Consider the following 7,420-nt stretch of genomic DNA (forward strand, 5'->3'; position numbering starts at 1 on the left):
GTTATAAAGTTGCGAGTTGCGAGTTGAATATTTTGCATTTAAACAACACGCAACTTTAAACCCGAAACCCGAAACTGGAACATGATAAACAAACGCCTACTTATCAAGAACTTACTGGCTCACAATGATGAGTGTAGTTTTTATGATAAAAAACGGCAGTTGAATTTGCATACCAAGGAAGGAAAAGCTAAGTTTTTGAAACATATTTGTGCTTTGTCTAATTCAAATCCTTCTAATAATTCTTATATAGTTGTTGGTGTTGAAGATGAAAATAACGAAATAACCGGCGACGATTTTTTTGATGACAGTCGTATTCAGAATTTAGTGAATGCTTTTTTGGAAAATCCTCCAAAAATTCAGTATGAAAATGTTCCTTTTCCGAATTTACCTAGAGATAAAGTCGTTGGATTGGTTACGATAAAACCAAAATCGAAAACTTCCTATTTTAAAAAAAACATTCATACAATTTTAGCCAATACAACTTTTGTTAGAAGAGGAAGCAACACCATTCCTACCGAAGATAAAATACCTTATTCTAAACTTAATATTGAAACGGTTTTAAGTATTGAAAATAGTTCTAGAAATAGTATTTCAAATACGCTTGATGGAGTGATTGATTTTGTAAATCATCGTCACAAGGATTTGCCGTCAAAGTATAAGGTTTTCAAGGAATTGTTTGTTATTTGTTGGGCAGGAATTCCGAAAAAAATTCGAGATAAAACTTTTTTTACGCGAGTTGATATCGAATTGGTGAACGAGCAAATTAAGTTGTTTTATTCGGCTCAAGATGATGTGACGATTGATTATGACGAAAATACTTTTACGATAACCGAATATGTGCCTTTGGGATTGAATGATAAAACAAGTTATTATCCTTTGGAACGGCAAAAGTTGTCATTTTTTGACAATGGTTATTATAAAATAGAAACCGAAATGCTTTTTGAACCACCACAATACAATAGAAAAGTATTGTTTCATATTTACAATTCTAATTTATCTTTGTTAAATAAATTGCAAAAAGGATTCGAATTATCAGATAGAGAAAATAAAGATTTAATTAACGTTCCGTCTACTTTTATGATTTGTTACCTTAACGGATTTGATGAAGCCAAACAAAAATTAATTGAAGCAAAGCCTCTATTAAAACAACATAAAAACCCAACTGTTTATGTCAATTTTAAAGAAGTAATGCGTGTTTTAAGAAAAGTAAAATATAATAAAAATAATGAGTAGAACTTTAGTAATTGGAGACATACATGGCGGTTTACGTGCTTTGCATCAAATAATAGAACGTGCTAATGTTAACCAAAACGATACTTTGATATTTCTTGGCGATTATGTTGATGGCTGGAGTCAATCGCCAGATGTTATTGATTATCTAATAAAATTGAATGAACATCAAAACTGCATATTTATAAAAGGAAACCACGACGAATTACTTCTAGATTGGCTTCAAAATAAAAACGAAAATATTGATGAAAGCATGTGGTTTAAACATGGTGGTGAAGCAACCGTTATTGCTTATTCTAAAGTTTCTCAATCTACCATAAATAAGCATATTGCATTTTTAAAATCTCTAGAAAACTATTTTTTAGACGATCATAATAGGTTGTTTATTCATGCCGGATTTACTAATATGAACGGCATAAATTATGAATACTTTCCCAAGTTATTTTATTGGGATAGAACACTTTGGGAAACCGCTTTAGCATTAAATGAAACTATCGATAAAGACAGTGTTTATTATCCAAGACGATTTTTATTGTACAAAGAAATTTTTATTGGTCATACGCCAGTAACAAAGATTGGAGAAACCATTCCGATACAAAAAGCGTGTATTTGGAACGTTGATACTGGAGCAGCTTTTAAAGGTCCGCTTACAATTATGGATGTTGATAGTAAAGAATTTTGGCAAAGCGAACCTTTACCCAGTTTATATCCAACAGAAAAAGGCAGAAATTGATATTAGAATTAATTCTACAAATTGTTATTTTCTAATGCCTTATATTTGCACTTTAAATTATATATAAAATGAAAAAAGTAATTACCGTTTTACTTGTTTTATCAGCAAGTTTTGTAAATGCACAAGCTTTTAAAGGAAAAGGAGATGTTAAACTTCAAGTTGGAGCCACAATGCAAGAATATGCTACTGGAATTGTTACCACAGCCGATTTTGGTTTGGGTGAAAACATTTCTATTGGTGGTTCAATTGGCTATCTTTTAAATACAACAGATGCTGAGGGAACTCCAAAATTTGATGACAGATTTGACGCAAAATTTCGTTTTAATGCTAATATTGGAAATGTATTGAATATCAGCGAAAAATTTGATGTTTATCCAGGATTAGATTTAGGTTTAAGAAATTTTGGCGCGCATCTTGGAGCAAGATATTTCTTTACAGATGGATTTGGCGTTTACACAGAAGCTGGAGTTCCATTAGCTAAATACAACACTAATGCGGTTGGATATGAGCGTTTTAACAATCAGTTTGTTTTTCAAATTGGAGCTTCATTTAACTTATAATAGTTAGAATAAATGAGCGTTGTTACCGAAAAAAGATTAAAAGACAGAAGTGGTTCTAAATGCGAAATCAGCGGAAGCGAGGAAAATTTAGTAGTGTATTTGGTTGAACCAAAAACAGATGCTATTCCAGAAAACTGTATTTTAATCACAAAAGCATTAAAAGATCAAATAGAAAATCCAGAAACTACCAATGCAAATGATTGGCGCGGTTTGAGCGATAGTATGTGGAACGAAAATCTTCCAGTTCAAATTGTTTCTTGGAGAATGCATGCCCGATTGAAGAACAATGATATGTTAGAAATGATGTATCTTGATGAAGACGATTTAGAATGGGCAAAAGCAACAGGAGAAGCCGATGACGACGAAGGAAAAATTGTTCACAAAGATTCTAACGGAAATATCTTAAAAGACGGAGATTCTGTTGTTTTAGTAAAAGATTTAGATGTTAAAGGCGCAACATTCACGGCAAAACGTGGAGCTGCAGTTCACAATATCAAATTAGTTTGGGATGATGCTAACCTTATTGAAGGTCGTGTAGAAAACCAAAGTATTTTTATTTTAACGCAATATGTAAAGAAAACGAAGTAGTTTTTTGACATAAATTTTACTAGTTACTATTTCAGAAAATTACACAAATAAAAAAGCGTCCCGAAGTTTTTCAGGACGCTTTTCTATTATATAAAAAGTTGAATTTAATTTGGAACTAAATTTACTTGAATTTGCTCTGGTATTACATGACACTCATCTCTAGTGATTGGAATAATTTCAGAGGTATAGGTTTGATAACCATCTTTTGAAACAGTTATGATGTAGTTTCCTTGTCGTTCATATGCACCCACAAAAACTGGATTGGTAGCGTCGTTTACAACTAATGTTTCTGAATAATTACCATCGGTGGCAACAACAGTTATTCCATCGCTAACTAATGAACTAGATTCTCCTAGGGTAACTGATACATTTAATGCAGCAACGGCTTCGGTTGTACAAAAAATTTGGTCGTCATCTTCACATGTCGATGCCAAAAGCAACGGTACGCAAAATAATAGTAAAATAATTTTTTTCATAGTTGTTCTTATTGGTTTGTATAGTAGATGCAAAATTTTTCAAAAAGTTGCGTTGGTAAATAAAAAAGCGTCCCGAAGTTTTTCAGGACTCTTTTTCTTTTTTAGACTTCCTGCAAGGTCTTTTTTGACCTTGTTGGTATAATTGTAAAATCCTACAAGGTTTTGGAAACCTTGCAGGTTATCCGTAACTTTACATTTCAAAACTATTTAAAAATGGACTTTATATATCAAGATCCGTATCCGATATTAAAAGACGATACACAATACAAAAAACTTACTTCTGATTACGTAAAAGTAGAACAATTTGGCGACAGAGAAATTCTAACCGTCGATCCAAAAGCATTAGAATTGATGGCGCAAGAAGCCATGAACGATGTTTCATTTATGTTGCGAACAGCGCATTTACAAAAGCTAAACAATATTTTAACCGATCCAGAAGCGACAGATAATGATCGATTTGTCGCTTACAATTTATTGCAAAATGCATCTGTAGCCGTTGAAGGTCAGTTGCCATCTTGTCAAGATACAGGAACGGCAATTGTTATGGCTAAAAAAGGCGAAAGTGTTTATACTGGTGTTGATGATGCCGAATGGTTATCAAGAGGTATTTTTAATACGTTTCAAAATAAGAATCTTCGTTACTCACAAATTGTTCCGATTTCGATGTTTGAAGAGAAAAATTCAGGTTCGAATTTACCAGCTCAAATTGATATATATGCCAAAAAAGGTGCTTCATACGAGTTTTTGTTTTTAACAAAAGGTGGTGGTTCTGCGAACAAAACATTCTTATATCAAAAAACAAAATCGTTGTTGAATGAAAAATCAATGGAAGAATTTGTTCGCGAAAAAATTAAAGATTTAGGAACTTCTGCTTGTCCGCCATACCATTTGGCTTTGGTAATTGGAGGAACTTCTGCTGAAGCAAATTTAGCAGCGGTGAAAAAAGCATCTGCAGGATATTTTGACCATCTTCCAACTACCGGAAATATGTCAGGTCAAGCTTTTCGTGATTTAGAATGGGAACAAAAAGTATTGCAATATTGTCAAGAAAGTGCCATTGGAGCACAATTTGGAGGAAAATATTTTGCGCATGATGTTCGTGTAATTCGTTTGCCACGTCATGCTGCATCTTGTCCGGTTGGATTAGGAGTTTCATGTTCTGCTGATAGAAATATCAAAGGAAAAATCACAAAAGATGGAGTTTTCTTAGAACAATTGGAAGTAAATCCTCAACAATTTTTACCAGCAGTTCCGCCACATTTGGAAGCGGCAGTTGAGGTTGATTTGAATCGTCCGATGGCTGAAATTTTAGCTGAATTATCTAAATATCCAATTAAAACACGATTGAAATTAAACGGAACTTTAATTGTTGCTAGAGATATTGCTCATGCAAAAATCAAAGAACTTTTGGATGCAGGAAAACCAATGCCAGACTATTTTAAAAACCATCCTGTATATTATGCCGGACCAGCAAAAACTCCAGACGGAATGCCATCGGGAAGTTTCGGACCAACAACAGCAGGACGAATGGACGTTTATGTAGAAGAATTCCAAAAAGCTGGCGGAAGTATGATTATGCTTGCCAAAGGAAATAGAACAAAAGAAGTTATGGAAGCTTGTAAAACTTATGGAGGATTCTATTTAGGATCAATTGGTGGTCCAGCAGCAATCTTGGCTCAAGATAATATCCTAAAAGTTGAGGTTGTAGATTTTGAAGAACTTGGCATGGAAGCCGTGAGAAAAATTACAGTTAAAGATTTCCCTGCTTTTATTATCACTGATGATAAAGGAAACGATTTCTTTGCTAACTTATAATTGCAAATTTTATAAAGGCCATTTTATAAATGGTCTTTTTTTTATTTTATACTAATTGAAACCAACATTACTAGTTTTAGCTGCAGGATTAGGATCACGATATGGCGGTCTTAAACAATTAGATACCATTGGTCCAAATGGAGAAATCATTATGGATTATGCCATTCATGATGCTCTTAAAGCTGGTTTTGGTTCTGTTGTTTTAATCGTTCAAGAGCAAATGATTCCTATATTAAAGGAAAGGTATCGATTGCAACCTGTTTCTTTTGTAGTTCAAGATAAACAAATAATAATAAATAATACAGTATACCAAAATAACAAGCCTTGGGGTACAGCACATGCACTTTGGTGTGCAAGAAATGCAATAAAAAGTAATTTTTTGTTAATTAATGCCGATGATTTTTATGGTCAAAATTCCTATTCTTTAGCCTATAATCATTTATCGAAATTCCAAAATCCTTGTGCAATTGTTTTTCCAATTTTAAAAACATTATCAGAAAATGGCAAAGTAAATCGTGCAGAAATTAAGATAAAAAACGAATTTGTAATTGATTCTATAGAAAGAGAAAACATAAGAAAGACAGACAATGGTATAGTTTACACCAATTTAGATGGTGAGAACATAAAGTTAGAGAGTTCGATTTTAGTTTCAATGAATATGTGGGGTTTTACTCCAATTGTATTTGATTATATAGAAAACGATTTGAAAAATTTTATTGAAAAATGGCAATTAGATAATCGTTTAGAATATCAATTACCAAGCGTAGTTACTTCAATGATTAATAAGAAATTAATGCAGGTAAAGGTTATTCCAACTAATGAAGAATGGATTGGAGTAACTTATCAAGAAGATAAAGAAATAGCAATTGTTCAATTGAAAAAATTACATGATTTAGGATTATATAAATAAGAATATATTGGAGTCAATTTCAAGAATTATAAATCATTTTTTGGTTAATGTTAAGATTAATACTGTTACCATTATACAATCTGGTTTAATAAATTCTACCTTTAAAATAGAAACAGATCAAGGAGAATTTATACTGCAAAAAATCAATCAAAGGGTTTTTCCGAATACTAGTGCGCTACTAAATAATAAAGAAAAAGTAATTCACTATTTAAAAGGAATTGGTTTTCCAACCATAAGTTATATAGCTAATAAAGAAGGGCTAACCTATACTTATGATGGTGATGAGGTATGGCAATTATCCGTCTATATTCCTTCAAAAATTATAGAAAAAATAAGTAGTCCAATTATCGCGGAAAAATTGGGAACCTATTTAGCAAATTTTCATAAAGTATTATTAGACTTTCCAATTGATGAATTAGAATTCACTATACCCGATTTTCATAATACCATAAAAAGATTTGATGATTTTCAAGAAAGTATAAAGCATGCAAATCAACAAAGACTTGAACAAGCAAAAGAATCGATAGTATTTTTAAAAAATAATTTCAATTTTATAAAAGAGATTGCAACAAAAATTGATTTGGGCGAAATACCTTTAAGAGTAGTCCATAACGATACCAAAATAGGCAACATGCTTTTTGATGAAAATGAAGATATTATTTGTATTATTGATTTTGATACAATTATGCCAGGAAGCATTTTACATGATGTTGGCGATGCATTAAGGTCAGGATCAAATACTTCTTCAGAGAATGAAAGAGACTTAACAAAAGTAAAATTTGATACCGAAATCTACGAATCGTTTATGAAAGGGTATCGTAACGAAGCAATTTCGTTTATGACAACTGAAGAATTAGAAAATATCAATTTAAGTTTGCCTCTACTTCTTTTTGAACAAGCTTGTCGTTTTTTGGGAGATTATCTAAATAATGATAGCTATTATAACACTGATTATGAAAATCAGAATTTGGTTAGAGCTAAAACACAAATTAAATTATTTGACCAAGTCATTTCGTATTTAAAACTCTAAACAATAAATTTTCTATATATTTGAATTTATATAATAGCTTTAACTTATTAGAATAATTTAAAATAACAGAAAAAAAGA

At 31.7% G+C, this 7,420-nt stretch carries 8 protein-coding genes; 7 read left to right on the forward strand and 1 reads right to left on the reverse strand.

What is annotated here, in order from left to right:
- The first annotated feature begins 81 nt into the window (after positions 1 to 81).
- The 4 genes from DIU01_RS07715 to DIU01_RS07730 all read left to right on the forward strand — a co-directional run bounded on the left by DIU01_RS07715 (position 82) and on the right by DIU01_RS07730 (position 3,111).
- A complete protein-coding gene (locus DIU01_RS07715; RefSeq protein WP_290833158.1) occupies positions 82 to 1,233 on the forward strand; it encodes an ATP-binding protein in 1,152 nt (383 codons plus the stop codon).
- Positions 1,226 to 1,963, forward strand: a complete 738-nt coding sequence (locus DIU01_RS07720; RefSeq protein WP_290833160.1) for a metallophosphoesterase — start codon at positions 1,226 to 1,228, stop codon at positions 1,961 to 1,963. The genes DIU01_RS07715 and DIU01_RS07720 overlap by 8 nt, the downstream gene beginning before the upstream one ends.
- Before the next feature lie 68 nt (positions 1,964 to 2,031).
- Positions 2,032 to 2,523, forward strand: coding sequence for a DUF6646 family protein (locus DIU01_RS07725; protein ID WP_290833162.1), 492 nt, complete (start codon positions 2,032 to 2,034; stop codon positions 2,521 to 2,523).
- A gap of 12 nt (positions 2,524 to 2,535) precedes the next feature.
- Positions 2,536 to 3,111 carry an alkylphosphonate utilization protein gene (locus DIU01_RS07730; protein WP_290833164.1) on the forward strand — a complete coding sequence of 192 codons (576 nt, stop codon included), beginning with the start codon at positions 2,536 to 2,538 and terminating at the stop codon, positions 3,109 to 3,111.
- A gap of 104 nt (positions 3,112 to 3,215) precedes the next feature.
- Here the strand turns inward: DIU01_RS07730 and DIU01_RS07735 are convergent, their stop codons facing one another.
- Positions 3,216 to 3,587 carry a hypothetical protein gene (locus DIU01_RS07735; protein WP_290833166.1) on the reverse strand — a complete coding sequence of 124 codons (372 nt, stop codon included), beginning with the start codon at positions 3,585 to 3,587 and terminating at the stop codon, positions 3,216 to 3,218.
- 213 nt (positions 3,588 to 3,800) lie between these two features.
- Here DIU01_RS07735 and DIU01_RS07740 point away from each other — a divergent pair, with 213 nt between their 5' ends.
- From DIU01_RS07740 to DIU01_RS07750, 3 genes are read left to right on the forward strand one after another with little or no spacing between them, the layout of a single operon-like run.
- Positions 3,801 to 5,402 carry a fumarate hydratase gene (locus DIU01_RS07740; RefSeq protein ID WP_290833168.1) on the forward strand — a complete coding sequence of 534 codons (1,602 nt, stop codon included), beginning with the start codon at positions 3,801 to 3,803 and terminating at the stop codon, positions 5,400 to 5,402.
- A gap of 55 nt (positions 5,403 to 5,457) precedes the next feature.
- Entirely contained in the window at positions 5,458 to 6,312 is an 855-nt protein-coding gene (locus tag DIU01_RS07745; protein ID WP_290833171.1) for a sugar phosphate nucleotidyltransferase, read from the forward strand.
- A gap of 7 nt (positions 6,313 to 6,319) precedes the next feature.
- Positions 6,320 to 7,342 carry a phosphotransferase enzyme family protein gene (locus tag DIU01_RS07750; RefSeq protein WP_290833173.1) on the forward strand — a complete coding sequence of 341 codons (1,023 nt, stop codon included), beginning with the start codon at positions 6,320 to 6,322 and terminating at the stop codon, positions 7,340 to 7,342.
- The last annotated feature ends 78 nt before the right edge of the window (positions 7,343 to 7,420 follow it).

It is taken from the genome of Flavobacterium sp. (genome assembly GCF_003525665.1).
Classification (GTDB): Bacteria; Bacteroidota; Bacteroidia; order Flavobacteriales; family Flavobacteriaceae; genus Flavobacterium.